This window comes from Pantanalinema rosaneae CENA516 (assembly GCF_050753385.1).
GTDB classification, from domain to species: Bacteria; Cyanobacteriota; Cyanobacteriia; order Leptolyngbyales; family Leptolyngbyaceae; genus Pantanalinema; species Pantanalinema rosaneae.
The window spans coordinates 30,194-43,485 of the sequence record NZ_JBLZFZ010000025.1 but is presented as its reverse complement, the minus strand read 5'-3'; the positions used below and the strand labels follow the sequence as shown (position 1 = coordinate 43,485).

The following is a 13,292-nucleotide window of genomic DNA, read 5'->3' as shown; positions in this document are numbered from 1 at the left end:
CTCAGGACTGGCTCGTGCTACAGTTCACAAGTCTCGATGCGAGAGAAGAGAAACCCCGACCCCCCCCTCAACACGACCCACCATACGAACGGAGGAAAATTTCCCTGGGGAGAGGAAAGAGAAGGATTGAGGTCGGAGTAGTTTAGCCACTGTCCATCTTTACGCCAGCCGACGCGATCGCCAAATTTTTCCCAGATTTCATCACCAGGATACTCGCCGTTCAGTTTACCACCACATTCTACATAGATTTTTTTCTGGACGCTAAAGCCAAAGTGACCCTTGCTGTATTTGACCCAGAGAGCATCGATCGTCTTCAAATCGGTGCAGGGAAAATTTAATAGCTCGTCTTGGGTAAATCCCTTTCCCTCCTCTTTCCCCACTGCCCGGATCATCACCCGGTAGGTTTCTCGGTCTGCGGCTTTCCAGTCCTGTGCCTTCAGCAGGTCACGCAGCGTTGTATAGTCAATCCCTTTCTCTGAACTCAGGTCATCTGGAGATTGAGCCAGGTTATGTTCCAATTGCTTTAAAGCTTCCTGCTCGACCCACTGCACATTTTCATCCAATAAACCCAAAAGCTGTTGAAGCTGTTTTAGTCGCTTGCGCTCCAATTCACCTAACGGGTTTTTATGCTGAATTGCCCGTGTAAATACTTCCTGATAGCGCTGAATCTTCGCCTGTCGCTGGCGAATTGGTTCTAGAATTTCGGTTTCGATCGTTTGGACTTCTGCATCCGTTAAGCCGAGCTTACGTTGCCACTCTTCCAACACCGGACGACTGAATATCTCATCGATCGTGTCGCCATCTTCCTGCACGATCGCCTCAGCTTCCTTGCGATATTTCACCTTCGGATCACCTAGAGGCGTTTTGGCAATCCGAATCTGATAGCCCTCATCCTTCAACACAATAATCTTGGGAGTCATTGCCGGGGATTCTTCCTGCACCTTACGACTGGCATAGTGGTGCAATTCCTGCACTGAAATCGCCCCATCGCCATCGATATCAGCGGCTCCAGTCCGAATTCCTTCGACAAGATAGCGAGTATAAATCGACAGCCCCCCATCCCGTTGCTCAAAGGAATATTGAATCGAACTGGAAGAGGTCAGCACGACTCGCCCTTCGGCACCCAACAGCGTTTCTAGATTGATCGTGTCGTCATCTTTAGACAACAGATCACCAAAGGCTCCACTGAAACAGCAGTCCAGAATAATCACCTGTCGTTTGGCTTTGCTCTCCCGAATCCGATCGCGGACAAAACTGGCAGCAACAGCCGTCGATCGCACTAATTCCTCTTTTTGCTTCCGAGTATTGCAAGCCGCAAAGTAGAGATCCGATTGGGCATCTTTCACCCCATGTCCAGAGATGTAGAGCAATGCCAGATCATCTTTTTGGCGTGAGCGAAACCAGGTTTCAATCGTTTCGGCGATCGTGGTGTGGGGTTGGTTAATTAACGGTTCTACCTGATCAAATCCGCCCATTTCTGGGTCACGCAACACAGCCGCGATCGCCTCCACATCTTTAGGAGCCGCCGATAACGGCTTAAATCCGTCTGTATATTCTCCAGTCCCAATCAGCAGCGCAACTCTTGCCATTAACTCTTACTGGGTTCGCTTTTTACCACTCTCACCGTCAGGTGCGAAATCTTCTCTAATGCCTGTAACTGCTGTTCTAGCTGGGCGTTAGTCCGGTATTCCAGTTTGACATCGCCATACTCAATTTTCAGCGTGGCTCCGGCAATGCGGGTCTTCAACCACCCCAACACCGCCAGAATATTTTTCAGGTTCACCTCTGCCTTGAGAATACCTAAATCGAATCCCGCTTCTCCCGCTTTACTGCCCTCGGGAATGTCGCTCGATCGGGCTAAGGTAGCATCCTCGGCTAATCCGTCTTTTAATTCCGTCACCAGGCGTTGCGAATAGGCTTCCAGTTCCTCCGGTTCCAGATCTAATCCGGCGGCATTTAGATCAATAAACAGATCGAGTATGTCTGACATGAATGGTTGGCGATAAGCACAGTTCTCAAAATTCTAGCCTTACTACTAAATTTCTCGGAACTAGATCTCTGGATAGGCAGGCTACCAGCATTGAACCTTTGACCTTAGCGCCTTAATGTTTTTGCTTAGCGGCTGAATGTTGAACATTAACGGCTGAATGTTTTTGGTTAGCGCGTTAAAGTCTGACCTTAGCGCCTGAATGTTTTTGCTTAGCGGCTGAATGTTGAACATTAACGGCTGAATGTTTTTGGTTAGCGCGTTAAAGTCTGACCTTAGCGCCTTAATGTTTTTGGTTAGCGCGTTAATGTTCAACTTTAGCGGCTGAATGTTTGAGCTTAACGCCTTAATCTTTAACCTTCACGGCTGAATAGTTTAGCTTTAACATCCAACTGAGGATCTTAGAGGATGCTTTAACGGTATCAAAACGATTGCCCTAAACCCTTTTCTGGTATGCCCGTAGGGCTTTAAGCCCCCTTTCTAGGATGCCGTCAGGCTATATTCTGGGGGACTTTGAATCCAGTTCCCCCCAGAATTGGGGGGCTAGGGGGGCAGTTCAGATAATGATTGTGAGTGACTTTCCAACACTCTCTTAGAACTCTTACAACCCAGCAAACCACTCATAGCCCAGGTCTTCCCAGTAACCCTTACGGGGCATTAACTCACTGGTAAACGTTACCCGCGTCACCCACTTACTCAGCTTGTAGCCCAACTTAATCGGTGACGCTAACCGCAACGGTGCCCCATTCTCGATCGGCAACGACTCCCCATTCTTCTGATACGCCAGCACCGTCTGAGGATGTAACGCCGACGCTAAATCCCAACTGCCGTAGTAGCCATCCGCCGACCAGAAATAGACATACCGCACCCCTGGTTTCAGTTGCGCCAATCGGGCTAACTCCCGCATCTGAATGCCACCCCACTGGACGATCGCTGCCCAACCTTCCACACAGACATGCCGGATCACCATTGATGTTTGTGGCATCCCGTAAATCGTGTTCAGATCCAGACTCAGAGGCTGATTCACCTCCCCATCGATCGTCAAGCGAAACGTTGCCGGATCGAGTTCTGGCGTAAACCGAAAACTATTCACCAGTAACGCCTCTGGCTCGATCGCGCTAAGCGGAAACTCTGGGACCAACTTCTGCGAGTTTTGCAGTAATTCCTCAACCCTCTGGTTCAACGGCTCAAACGCTCTTCCAGCTAAGCCCTCAGCCAGCGTTAACCCGATACTGCCAAACATCACACTGCCCCCCGACCATGCCAACAACCGCAGGAAACGCTGACGAGTTAGCAATTCTTGCTCATCCGGAGTGTTCGTCATCAGTTAGTCCCAAAACATCGAATTCACGAGTCGATCGCCCCCAGCTCGCAACGCTAACCAGGAATGGGCGATCGCAAACAAAATCACGGCTGGTACGGTGAGAAAATGCACCACGCGCAAGGCAAACCAATCGCCAAAGCAGTCCACAATCCAGGGAAACTGCGCCGGTTTATACATACCAATCCCGGTAAACAGCGCCAGTAACAGAATCGGAATAATCGCGGTATAGGCCAACCGATGCCACGCATAAATCCGGCGTTTGGGATTCTTGCCCACCTGCAACGCTTTCAGATCATTCGTACCCAGGTAGCGATGTCGCCAGCGTCGAGAGATCAATATATAAACGCCATACCACAGCAGATTCAGCGAGAAAAACCACATCCCAGCGAAGTGCCAATGTCGTCCCCCCGCTAACCAGCCACCCAACAAGCCAATCGGGGGAATGTGCCATCCTTCCCGTCCGCCAAACACAGGATTGGCATTGTAAATCTGCAAGCCACTGGTCAACATAATGCTGAGGCTAACTATGTTGATCCAATGAAACAGTTTCGCTGCGATCGCCTGATCAAAGCGCGGTTTTGACTGAGAAGACACCGATGGATTCACTGCAACAATCTGTCAGCAAGGGATTGGTTCCTACTGTATCGCAGAATCTTGAGGGATTGGCTTTGCTAGAGCAATCTTGCTCCTTCCTCCGGTAAAACCCCGATCGTTCTAGATCCTCCAGAAAGAGGGTGAAAAATTTTCCGTGTTTTTGCTCATTAAGAATCTTGGAGTTCAGGGAAAGATGGAAGCAACCCAGAAGACAGCAATGATTGTGTCGCTGGTTTCCTGATCTCCATCGCATGACCTTGTTTGATCACAGTAATCCCGCACCAGATTTCTGTAACATTCCGATAACTTGGCTGGAACTGGTGTAGCTAACCAATGGGTGAAGTCAACGCCCCTTGAAGTGAGGAACGATTTATGAACAGCTCTCGCTACACAACCCCGGAAGCACCTGTCACCACCAAAATGATTTGGGTGGCAAAAGAAATTCCCCTCCATTTGGCAAGCATGGGTCAGCCCGTGGCGACAGTTCGTTTTGCTCCCCTCAAACCCCTGCGCCAATGGCTTGAAGGTCTGGAAATTTGCGATCGGGAAACCGCTCACCGCATTTGTCGCCTGATTCCCGCCCAATGTCCCTTTGAGCGCACCATCCAACTGTTCGGACGCACCATCCTCCGGATTCCCCCCATGTGTAAGCTGAATCCACTGTATGAAGAAGTGGTCGCCCTCCGCTTTCGCGCTCTATGCTACTTAGCCGACGAATGTGGCGAAGATATTTCCGCCTACTGCTAAACCGTAGTGCCAAGCGATCGATGAGTCATTCCTGATCTGATGACTTTCCCAAATTCCGGCACCGCCGAAGTATCTAATTCTGCTAGTTTGAATCTCCCTCCTGTTTAGTCAAGACTTGGCAGTGCCAGGTCTTTTTATTTAATAAAAAGTCTGTTTAAACTAACGTTTTTCTAATAGCAACTGCCTCAGTTCATCCTAAAGAAACTACATCAGCTAGTGCAGAAGTGGGACAAAAGTGCATCTATCTTTCATGAGCCAATTCAGTGACTTTAGATAATCCTTTAGACAGAAATTACTAACCTAATAAAACTCCCTATTTAAAGTAAATAGAACAAAAAGTCTACTATTACCTGATAATCCAGGGAGTCATTAACTGCCATAATCTCCTGTCTATCAGGGTATTCAGCTTTATTGCGGTTTCGCAATGTAGTTTAGCGAACAAAGGTAAACTTTAGTTTCATGCCCTTGTGCCCATTTCCAAGTTTGCTATTCTAGTAATTGAAGCTACCAAGCTTCCCTGGCAGATAAACAGCCAAGTTCAAAGATAGTTAAGAGGTAAAAAGCGCTGTTTCACTTAATATCTGTCTCGCTCGACTACTACAGCACCCGCACCGAAAACTGATATTTCCCCACCTACACAAACGGGAGTAATGAGGCTGGTTGATCTTAATTAAAAAAATTAGGTTTCCAATCGGTTCAACTCTGAATACAATAAAGGAAGAAGGGGAGATCACTCAGGGAGTAAGACTTTGGGTGCTGTTGTAGTTTTAAACAAAGGCAGAGCACAGCATGGCGATTATTGCCCTGAAAGCCTGGTATCTCCAGGAGTATGAACCGATTCGAGAATTAGAAAAGCGTCCCCACGACCTGCGACTGAGTAAAAATAGTCTGTTGAAGTCGGGATTACGCGCCGATTTTTTGGAAGATAGCGAAGAGGTTAAGCAATCCGCCTGGTTCCAGCGCTACCTGGAAGGGGAAGCCGTCGAGTTTTATGTTGAGGGTAGCGGCGGCTATGTGATTGCCAACATTGATCTGCGTAGCCACGAAATTTACTTTTCTAAACAAGATGTGATGGCACGACTGGAGCCAGAGATCTTTTTCTGTTACCAAACGGAATATCCCGAATCGAGTGAGTTATTGCGGGAAGAATTACAGACCGTCATCGAGAAGTTGAACAGTAAATCGCGCCTGCCGATCGCCCTGAAAGAATCCCACCGATTGACCGATGGCCCCGTCCGGCTCAACAGCACCCTGATGAAATCGATTCGCCAGAGTTTGCTGTTTATTGCCGATGGTACGCCGATTACCCAGGTCAACGCTTCCCCTGCCCAACTGATTCCCAGCCCCAAAGTCTGTGTTGAAGTGGGCTATGCTCTGCAAAGTAAGCGATCGGAACAAATCTTGTTGATGCAGATGGAGCGATCGGATTTACCTGGACAATTTCCCTTTGATCTGCCCAGTCAAAACCGCCTGGTGTTTAAAGATAGAGGGCAATTACGCAAAGCGTTACAGCCCCTCGTCCAAACTCAACTTCAGCGCTTTAATCTGTTCCCCTAACCCAAACCATTCCCGCCGTAGTTGTGATCCGGTTTAAGGCTAGGATCATATTTTCATGCGTTCGCAGTAGGGCATGGAAATCACGATCAACGAGTAAGATATTTTTGGCTGGTCGATGGGCAGAGTGAATATAGTTTGCCCGATCGGGAAACCCCTTGTGCCGACATTTGACGCTATAGAGTAGAAACACCATGACAGGAAATATGAATCCCGCTCCCACTGGTGAGTCCGCAGAACCGAAGCGTAGTCGCTATGCCCGGACTCCGACGGAGTATGCGGTACATCTGTTGATTGAAGGAGGGCATCGGGAAGAGGTGCGCTTCCCCACCATTCAGGAGTTTCAAAAATGGTACAGCGGCGAATTAATGCCGAAAGCCGCTTCGACAGACTTCATTACGGTGCCGATCAAGAACATTCAGGGAGAATATATGGTGTTACGACCGTCTTCTGTCCTGGGGATTCGCGTTGAACCCGTATTTAGCTCCAGTGTGGAACGTTACTAAATCGTCACAATCATGAATCACTTGTTGTTGCCCTCGGTTCGCTATCTCCTGGCGATCGGGTTAGCTAGTGCTGCCACAATTGCCGCGATCGAGCTACCCCTGCGATCGTCATCCGGCTTGTTGCCCCTGACTGGATTAGCGACCGCCAGCGCGGCTGAACCCAAATCGCCGTTGAACCGAGTCACCAACCTGAACCGTCTAGCCCCTCCAACACCCTTAGGAATGGACGAGCAACTCTGGGGGCAGGGCGGCGATCGACAGGCATTACTGAGGGCGATCGACGATAGCCTGCGCTACCTGCAAACGCCCAAAGCCGTTCAGGATTATCGCAAATATCTGAATGCCAGCAATCCCAATCAATCCGAACTGTTGCGGCAACGGGTACAACGCAGTCTCCGGCGATTTCGGCAATTAGTCGTCTCTGCCCGATCGGCGGCGGAATTGCAGCAAGCCGTACAACAGGAATTTACCTTTTACCAATCAACAGGCAAGGACAATCGGGGAACGGTGGGGTTTACGGGCTACTTTGAGCCGGTCTATCGGGCGAGTCGCGTCCCCAATCAGGAATACCGTTATCCACTATTTCGCTTACCACCCAACTTTAGCCAATGGCGATCGCCCCACCCCACACGCTTGCAGCTAGAAGGAGCCGATGGCTTACAGTACAGCAAAGGAGCCTTAAAGGGCTTGGAACTGGTGTGGCTGCGCGATCGGCTGGAAGCGTTTCTGGTGCAGGTACAGGGTTCGGCTCGCCTGCAATTGACGGATGGCAGCACCATGACCGTCGGGTATGCCGGAAAAACCAATCATGCCTATAGTAGTGTCGGCCGGGAACTGGTAAACGCGGGCAAATTTAAGCTGGAAGAACTGACACTACCGAAACTGCTGCAATACTTCCAAGCTAATCCCGCCGAGATGAATACCTATTTGCCCCGCAACCGCAGCTTTGTGTTTTTCCGCGAGACGAACGGCGCTCCAGCCACTGGCAGTTTAAACGTGCCCGTCACCGCCGATCGCTCGATCGCCACCGATAAAAGTCTCTTTCCACCAGGAGCCTTAGCCCTGATTCAAACCGAAATTCCCTACCCGACCGCCACCAAGCAACTATCTCCCCAACTCGTCAGCCGCTACGTGTTGGATCACGATACCGGCAGTGCGATTAAAGGAGCAGGACGGGTCGATATCTTTATGGGGACGGGTCAGTTAGCGGGCGATCGGGCAGGACTAATCAACTCCACTGGACAGCTTTATTACCTCCTCCTGAAATAATTAGTAGTAGAAAAAATACCGCCCCCCTTACCCAAAGCCAAGGCTAAAAGCTTGATTAATCAGGGCTTTCAGGCGTTGAGTACATTCTTAACTAACCAGGGCTGAGCGATCAGCCTCCAACTAAGCTACATCATGGCAACAAAGCTTTAAATATAAGGAAAAGCTGATGAAAGTTAGTGCTCGTAATGCTCTGAAAGGCGTAGTCAAATCGGTAGTGACGGGTGCGGTCAACGATGAAGTTACGGTTGAAATAGCCCCTGGGGTCGAAGTGACAGCAGTAATTACCAAAACCTCGGCTGAAAGCCTGGGCTTGGCAGTTGGCAAGGAAGCCTATGCGGTGATCAAATCCTCAGATGTCATGATCGCCGTTGATTAGCCCTCTCATCACCATCATCTAAATTGCCTGCCCAGTGAGCCGAGATCGTGGTTCCCTGGGCATTGATCAATTCACTATTATGGGGTCAGGATGAAGCGGCGAACTCCCTGGGTACGAGTGGGAACTCTGCCGGTACGAATACATTCCCAAATGTGATTGAAGGCAATCCCAGGATTACCATTGGGATCGCTGGCAAAGTAGCCATGTCCCGTTGGTGGATCGTAGTCGTTATTGAAATCACCACAGTCGATCGAGAACACATTCACTGCCACATTCTCCATCCGAGCGGGTCCGGTGTGCCCCATACGCCGAGAGGTAGGACTACCATTCGCCACTTTACTGGCTCGCATCGCCAGGTCATCAGCCGCATAGTACACCACCACATTGCGAGAGGCATCGGAAATCAAGCGTCCTTCGCGATCGATATCCAGCGAGGTGTTTTCAATATCCGCCGCCACCATGAAGGTATTGCGAAACACCAGAGGAACTCCGGCAGGTTGGTAATACTCCACGCTACGCACCATCGTCCCACGTAACACTCGATTGCCCATTGAGTGGGCTAATACATTCAATGGCTTCACACAAGGTTCTTCTAGCGTACTGTGTTCATCCCGCCACGTCAGGAATTTTTGAAACATCCGGGCAAAGGCAAACGCACTGGCATCCGCCGCAATTTGATCATCAAAATAATCTCTGATTGCCCCAAGCCGATTACCACAGGGCCAGATCAGCGGGATTACTTGCACCTGACCGCGAGACTTTAAATCGAACAATTGTTGCAATTCATTGGCGCGGGGAAAAATGGCGGGTTCCGGCAGGCTGGAATACCCATGCAGGAAAAAGAGTAATTGCCGACAGTCGGAGTTTCTTAATTGATCAAAAAACGTCTGGCTACCAATCTCGGTATAGTTATCGGCTCCATCCCGCCGACAGAAGTACACGGATTGCTCCGCCTGATTATTCCTAAGATCAAAATTAATTCGACGCGGAACTCCCAGAGAACCATCTGGGTTGTAGGGAGTTGGACCTTCTCGCATCACCCGATTCGTGACAAATAACATGGGGGCAAGCTCCTTAGCAGTGCAACGAAGGAAGAAAATCAGCCAGGATCTTAGGCAGCATACAGGATCGATTCCCCACTACCGGAAGAATGTCAGTTTTCTTAGCACTGGGTTGGCATGTTTAAAGGGAATGCAACAAACGTGTGAACAAAGGTTTAAATTGCCTGAGCTAGCTGCCAACATCCTCACCCAATCAGGTCAGTGGGTCAGGGCACATCGGGTAACTCAGGCTCAATTTCTGGCAGCCGGAGGTGATGAAGGTAGGGCAACGGCGGGACTGAGTAGCATCACCCGACGACTATCCACGACGATCGTCCAAAATCCCTGATTTGCCAGGGCTTGAAACGCCATATTGGCAGCATTCAGATCCGGAGAATACGTCGCCAACACATAGGGACGTTGCCCATAGGAAACTAAGCCGATCGGTGTTCCCAGCGATCGTTGCACCTGACCGGCGATCGCGGGTTGATTGAAGTAATCGACTAACACGGCATAGCCTGCCCCTAAAGGTTGCGGATTGTAGGTTGAGGGCGGCGTAGCCGGAGAAGGACTCGTGGTTGGGGTGGCAGTAGAAGCCGGGGGAATGCCAGGAGGGGGAACGACTGCCGTGGGTGGGGCTTCGGCAGGTCGAGCCACATACGCCGCCAATCCGGCAGAATCGTTTAAGTAGCGTGCCCAGGCATTGGCGGTTTCGATCGTGGTAAAGCCACTGACCCGCGTCACCACATCATTCAGATAGTTACAGACCAGAATAGGCGCACCCGCCGGTAGCGATCGGCGTACCTGTTCCTGGCTGGCAGTGGTTTTGCTCACCACCAGTAGCAGATATTCACCGGGATTCGGCGGCTGACAGGGGGGATAATTGCCCACAGGGGCAACGGCAGGGTTGGGCTGAGGCGGGGGAGTTTGGGCGATGCCAGCGATCGCCACCAAAACACCTGATGTCGTCACACCGACCAGGGTGAGCCAACTCCGTAGTCTGTAGGCAATTCGATCCATCATTTAGGCAACCGTTGCCAACGAATCCAATGGTTTGGGAATTGTAGCCGAAGGAGCTTGAAATTCGCCAGTAGCGACATATTCCAGCCGCAATTTCAACCAGGTAATGAATTGGGGATTGGTGGAGACGATCGCCGCCGCCGGTTGGGGGCACTTGGCTTTTACCTCTGCCAATTCGGGAGCTTCTAGAAATGCCGGTTGTTTGACCAGCCAGAAATCAATTTCTTTCTCCTGTTCCTGATAGTGGCGAGTCCGTTCCCGCAACACTTCATCCAGGGGTTCTTCTTCAATTAAAAAGCGCTGGCTGGCAAGGGCGTAATAGTAAGTTGTCATGGGTATCGAGGTCTCTGATTCGAGGATTTGAGGTGGAATGTTAAGGGCAGCAAAGGGGTACAAACCGATCGCGAATATGTGGTTAAAGAGCTTGCCCCCTAGTGAACGAATGCAGCTTAAAAGCCGTACCACCGATCGCTGCGTTTCTGATTGTAGTGCAGCGCGGGGCTGAGTTTGAGCCGGAAATGATTACAATTCACCTCGAATCGCTTGCTTCATTTCGCGGACTGCCCGTTCTATCCCCACTAAAGCCGCCCGACTAATGATGGTATGCCCAATATTCAATTCTTCCATCCCCGGTAGACAGGCAACGGGATAGACATTCCAGTAGGTCAGTCCATGCCCCGCATTCACCCGGAGTCCCAAGGAAAGGGCATGGGCACACCCCTCTGCCAGATGTTTGAGTTCCCGATCGCGGGTCGCCGCATCATGGGCATCGGCATACTTCCCGGTATGCAATTCAATGAACTTGGCTTGGGTGGCCGCCGCCGCGTCAATCTGGATCGGTTCCGCATCAATAAACAGGCTAACGGGAATTTCTGCCCCCTGTAAGGTATCCACCACCTGCGTCAGGCGATCGACCTGTCCGGCAATATCTAAGCCACCTTCGGTCGTGACTTCTTCCCGCCGTTCTGGAACTAAGGTGACGTAATCCGGCTGGATGTCCAGGGCGATCGCAACCATTTCATCGGTCGCTGCCATTTCCAGATTCAAATGGGTCCGCACCGTTTGGCGCAGCAGTTGAATATCCCGATCCTGAATATGCCGCCGATCTTCACGTAAATGAGCTGTGATCCCATCGGCTCCAGCCAGTTCCGCCAGAATTGCCGCCGCAATGGGATCGGGTTCAACAGTGCGACGGGCTTGGCGAATCGTCGCAATATGGTCAATATTTACTCCTAGTGTCGGCAACGTCGCAGCTCCCTACAAACACGATCGTTTTTCATAGTATCTGGCAATTCGTGCTTCCGTCATGCCTCGGCAATTTCAATTAATTTAGTTCGAGACGACAACCCAGACTTAATCCGAATGCTGGATTTTGGCAGCTTCAACTCTTGAGTCAGCAGTTGGATTAATTCCGTATTCGCTTTGCCATCTACAGGTGGCGATTTCAGGTGAACGGTCAGGCTACCATCCGCCTCCTGGCGAATCGATTGCTGCTTGGAATTGGGCTTCACTTTGACCGAAAGTAATGGGTTTCAAGCCCCGTCCTTCTAGGACGGCTTTATGGTACACTTGTATTATGCCAACTAAACCAGCGTCAAAATGATCGTTCTGGAGTTCAAAGTCAAAGGGAAGCCAATTCAGTACCAGGCTATCGACGAAGCGATTCAAACCGCTCAATTCGTTCGGAACAAATGCCTGCGTTTCTGGATGGATAACCGAGGAGTTGGGAGAGCGGAATTGTACCGCTACAATACCCAACTTCGGGCGGAATTCCCCTTTGTCAAAGAACTCAACTCTCATGCTTGCCAAGCTTCGGTGGAACGCTGCTGGTCTGCCATTGCCAGGTTCTTTGATCATTGCAAACAGCAAATCCCCGGAAAGAAAGGTTATCCAAACTTCAAGAAACACAGCCGTTCTGTTGAATACAAAACAAGTGGCTGGACGCTTTCAGACGATCGCAAACGGATTACTTTTACCGATGGCAAGCAGATTGGCAAGCTGAAATTGATTGGCACTCGTGACTTGAATTTCTATCAATCTGATCAGATCAAACGGGTCAGACTGGTTAGACGAGCAGATGGCTATTATTGCCAATTCTGCGTTCATGTTGACGTTCAAATTGCATCTATACCGACTCAAAAAGCGATTGGCATTGATTTAGGTTTGAAGTATTTTCTGGCTTACAGCAACGGCGAAGTAGAACTTGCTCCGCAGTTTTACCGCAAGGCAGAAAATCAACTGAATCGAGCCAACCGCAAGAAGTCGAAAAAGTACCGCAAAGGTGCAAAACCACAGTCCAAAAACTATCACAAAGCCAGAAATCGGTACGCCCGGAACCATTTAAGAGTAAGTCGGCAGCGAGAAGAGTATTGCAAGCGTGTTGCCTACTCCGCCATCCAATCTAACGATTTGGTCGCCTACGAAGACTTGAATGTGAAAGGGTTGGTGAGAAATCGACATCTAGCTAAGTCGATTAGTGATGCAGGATGGTACACGTTCCGCAAATGGTTGGAGTATTTTGGTCGCAAGTATGGGAAGGTCACGGTTGCTGTACCTCCCCACTACACCAGTCAGAACTGCTCTAGCTGTGGAACGACAGTCAAGAAATCGTTGAGCGTGAGAACTCACCTCTGTCCGCATTGTGGCTACAGTGCAGATCGAGACCTCAATGCCGCACTCAACATCCTGCAAAAAGGGCTAACTACCGTGGGGCACACGGGAAGTTTATCCGCTTGGGGAGATTTGCCCTCTAGCTCGGTTGGTGAAAACCTGCTGGGTTATGGCGAGTCGTAGAACCAAGAATCCTCGCGCCTTTAGGTCGAGGAATGTCAAACTAATAATTTTCATACATCAAGGTCAGTGCCTCACAGAATTC

16 protein-coding genes are annotated in these 13,292 nt (G+C 50.2%); 6 read left to right on the top strand and 10 right to left on the bottom strand.

Annotated elements, in window-relative coordinates:
• Window positions 1-17: 17 nt before the first annotated feature.
• The 4 genes from ACN4EK_RS15845 to ACN4EK_RS15830 all read right to left on the bottom strand — a co-directional run bounded on the left by ACN4EK_RS15845 (window position 18) and on the right by ACN4EK_RS15830 (window position 3,905).
• Window positions 18-1,589, bottom strand: a complete 1,572-nt coding sequence (locus tag ACN4EK_RS15845) for a caspase, EACC1-associated type (protein WP_431658977.1) — start codon at window positions 1,587-1,589, stop codon at window positions 18-20.
• Window positions 1,589-1,990, bottom strand: coding sequence for a hypothetical protein (locus ACN4EK_RS15840; protein ID WP_431658976.1), 402 nt, complete (start codon window positions 1,988-1,990; stop codon window positions 1,589-1,591). Before ACN4EK_RS15840 ends, ACN4EK_RS15845 begins: the two co-directional genes overlap by 1 nt.
• Window positions 1,991-2,588: 598 nt before the next feature.
• Window positions 2,589-3,311 (bottom strand): molybdopterin-dependent oxidoreductase, encoded by a 723-nt coding sequence (locus ACN4EK_RS15835; RefSeq protein WP_431658975.1) that lies wholly within the window; start codon window positions 3,309-3,311, stop codon window positions 2,589-2,591.
• 3 nt (window positions 3,312-3,314) lie between these two features.
• Window positions 3,315-3,905 (bottom strand): cytochrome b/b6 domain-containing protein, encoded by a 591-nt coding sequence (locus ACN4EK_RS15830; RefSeq protein ID WP_431658974.1) that lies wholly within the window; start codon window positions 3,903-3,905, stop codon window positions 3,315-3,317.
• A 372-nt stretch (window positions 3,906-4,277) separates the two neighbouring features.
• Here ACN4EK_RS15830 and ACN4EK_RS15825 point away from each other — a divergent pair, with 372 nt between their 5' ends.
• Complete coding sequence (locus tag ACN4EK_RS15825) at window positions 4,278-4,652, top strand: Mo-dependent nitrogenase C-terminal domain-containing protein (protein WP_431658973.1); 375 nt, start codon at window positions 4,278-4,280, stop codon at window positions 4,650-4,652.
• A gap of 789 nt (window positions 4,653-5,441) precedes the next feature.
• Entirely contained in the window at window positions 5,442-6,209 is a 768-nt protein-coding gene (locus ACN4EK_RS15820; RefSeq protein ID WP_431658972.1) for a hypothetical protein, read from the top strand.
• Here the strand turns inward: ACN4EK_RS15820 and ACN4EK_RS15815 are convergent.
• Window positions 6,193-6,402 (bottom strand): hypothetical protein, encoded by a 210-nt coding sequence (locus ACN4EK_RS15815; protein ID WP_431658971.1) that lies wholly within the window; start codon window positions 6,400-6,402, stop codon window positions 6,193-6,195. The two genes, ACN4EK_RS15820 and ACN4EK_RS15815, sit on opposite strands and share 17 nt — an antisense overlap.
• Here ACN4EK_RS15815 and ACN4EK_RS15810 point away from each other — a divergent pair.
• The 3 genes from ACN4EK_RS15810 (at window position 6,401) to ACN4EK_RS15800 (ending at window position 8,357) form a co-directional block, all read left to right on the top strand.
• On the top strand, window positions 6,401-6,712 hold the full coding sequence (locus ACN4EK_RS15810; RefSeq protein ID WP_431658970.1) for a hypothetical protein: 312 nt from the start codon (window positions 6,401-6,403) through the stop codon (window positions 6,710-6,712). The two genes, ACN4EK_RS15815 and ACN4EK_RS15810, sit on opposite strands and share 2 nt — an antisense overlap.
• 12 nt (window positions 6,713-6,724) lie before the next feature.
• Window positions 6,725-7,981, top strand: coding sequence for a murein transglycosylase A (mltA, locus tag ACN4EK_RS15805; RefSeq protein ID WP_431658969.1), 1,257 nt, complete (start codon window positions 6,725-6,727; stop codon window positions 7,979-7,981).
• A gap of 166 nt (window positions 7,982-8,147) precedes the next feature.
• Window positions 8,148-8,357: a TOBE domain-containing protein gene (locus ACN4EK_RS15800; protein ID WP_431658967.1), complete on the top strand. Its 210-nt coding sequence runs from the start codon at window positions 8,148-8,150 to the stop codon at window positions 8,355-8,357.
• Between the two features lie 77 nt (window positions 8,358-8,434).
• Here the strand turns inward: ACN4EK_RS15800 and ACN4EK_RS15795 are convergent, their stop codons facing one another.
• The 5 genes from ACN4EK_RS15795 to ACN4EK_RS15775 all read right to left on the bottom strand — a co-directional run bounded on the left by ACN4EK_RS15795 (window position 8,435) and on the right by ACN4EK_RS15775 (window position 11,928).
• Complete coding sequence (locus ACN4EK_RS15795; RefSeq protein ID WP_431658966.1) at window positions 8,435-9,418, bottom strand: alpha/beta hydrolase; 984 nt, start codon at window positions 9,416-9,418, stop codon at window positions 8,435-8,437.
• A gap of 231 nt (window positions 9,419-9,649) precedes the next feature.
• Complete coding sequence (locus tag ACN4EK_RS15790) at window positions 9,650-10,420, bottom strand: hypothetical protein (protein WP_431658964.1); 771 nt, start codon at window positions 10,418-10,420, stop codon at window positions 9,650-9,652.
• A complete protein-coding gene (locus tag ACN4EK_RS15785) occupies window positions 10,421-10,750 on the bottom strand; it encodes an MgPME-cyclase complex family protein (RefSeq protein ID WP_431658963.1) in 330 nt (109 codons plus the stop codon).
• Window positions 10,751-10,939: 189 nt separating this feature from the next.
• Entirely contained in the window at window positions 10,940-11,662 is a 723-nt protein-coding gene (locus tag ACN4EK_RS15780; protein WP_431658962.1) for a pyridoxine 5'-phosphate synthase, read from the bottom strand.
• A gap of 59 nt (window positions 11,663-11,721) precedes the next feature.
• Window positions 11,722-11,928, bottom strand: coding sequence for a DUF167 domain-containing protein (locus ACN4EK_RS15775; RefSeq protein ID WP_431658961.1), 207 nt, complete (start codon window positions 11,926-11,928; stop codon window positions 11,722-11,724).
• An 88-nt stretch (window positions 11,929-12,016) separates the two neighbouring features.
• Between ACN4EK_RS15775 and ACN4EK_RS15770 the strand changes: the two genes are divergently transcribed.
• Window positions 12,017-13,210, top strand: a complete 1,194-nt coding sequence (locus ACN4EK_RS15770; protein WP_431658960.1) for an RNA-guided endonuclease InsQ/TnpB family protein — start codon at window positions 12,017-12,019, stop codon at window positions 13,208-13,210.
• Window positions 13,211-13,292 lie beyond the last annotated feature (82 nt).

What these genes read in the sequence shown, in the direction of transcription:
- ACN4EK_RS15845 (WP_431658977.1), bottom strand. Translation starts at nt 1,589, where the DNA reads ATGGCAAGAGTTGCGCTGCTGATTGGGACTGGAGAATATACAGACGGA.
- ACN4EK_RS15840 (WP_431658976.1), bottom strand. Translation starts at nt 1,990, where the DNA reads ATGTCAGACATACTCGATCTGTTTATTGATCTAAATGCCGCCGGATTA.
- ACN4EK_RS15835 (WP_431658975.1), bottom strand. Translation starts at nt 3,311, where the DNA reads ATGACGAACACTCCGGATGAGCAAGAATTGCTAACTCGTCAGCGTTTC.
- ACN4EK_RS15825 (WP_431658973.1), top strand. Translation starts at nt 4,278, where the DNA reads ATGAACAGCTCTCGCTACACAACCCCGGAAGCACCTGTCACCACCAAA.
- ACN4EK_RS15820 (WP_431658972.1), top strand. Translation starts at nt 5,442, where the DNA reads ATGGCGATTATTGCCCTGAAAGCCTGGTATCTCCAGGAGTATGAACCG.
- ACN4EK_RS15810 (WP_431658970.1), top strand. Translation starts at nt 6,401, where the DNA reads ATGACAGGAAATATGAATCCCGCTCCCACTGGTGAGTCCGCAGAACCG.
- ACN4EK_RS15815 (WP_431658971.1), bottom strand. Translation starts at nt 6,402, where the DNA reads ATGGTGTTTCTACTCTATAGCGTCAAATGTCGGCACAAGGGGTTTCCC.
- mltA (WP_431658969.1), top strand. Translation starts at nt 6,725, where the DNA reads ATGAATCACTTGTTGTTGCCCTCGGTTCGCTATCTCCTGGCGATCGGG.
- ACN4EK_RS15800 (WP_431658967.1), top strand. Translation starts at nt 8,148, where the DNA reads ATGAAAGTTAGTGCTCGTAATGCTCTGAAAGGCGTAGTCAAATCGGTA.
- ACN4EK_RS15795 (WP_431658966.1), bottom strand. Translation starts at nt 9,418, where the DNA reads ATGTTATTTGTCACGAATCGGGTGATGCGAGAAGGTCCAACTCCCTAC.
- ACN4EK_RS15790 (WP_431658964.1), bottom strand. Translation starts at nt 10,420, where the DNA reads ATGATGGATCGAATTGCCTACAGACTACGGAGTTGGCTCACCCTGGTC.
- ACN4EK_RS15785 (WP_431658963.1), bottom strand. Translation starts at nt 10,750, where the DNA reads ATGACAACTTACTATTACGCCCTTGCCAGCCAGCGCTTTTTAATTGAA.
- ACN4EK_RS15770 (WP_431658960.1), top strand. Translation starts at nt 12,017, where the DNA reads ATGATCGTTCTGGAGTTCAAAGTCAAAGGGAAGCCAATTCAGTACCAG.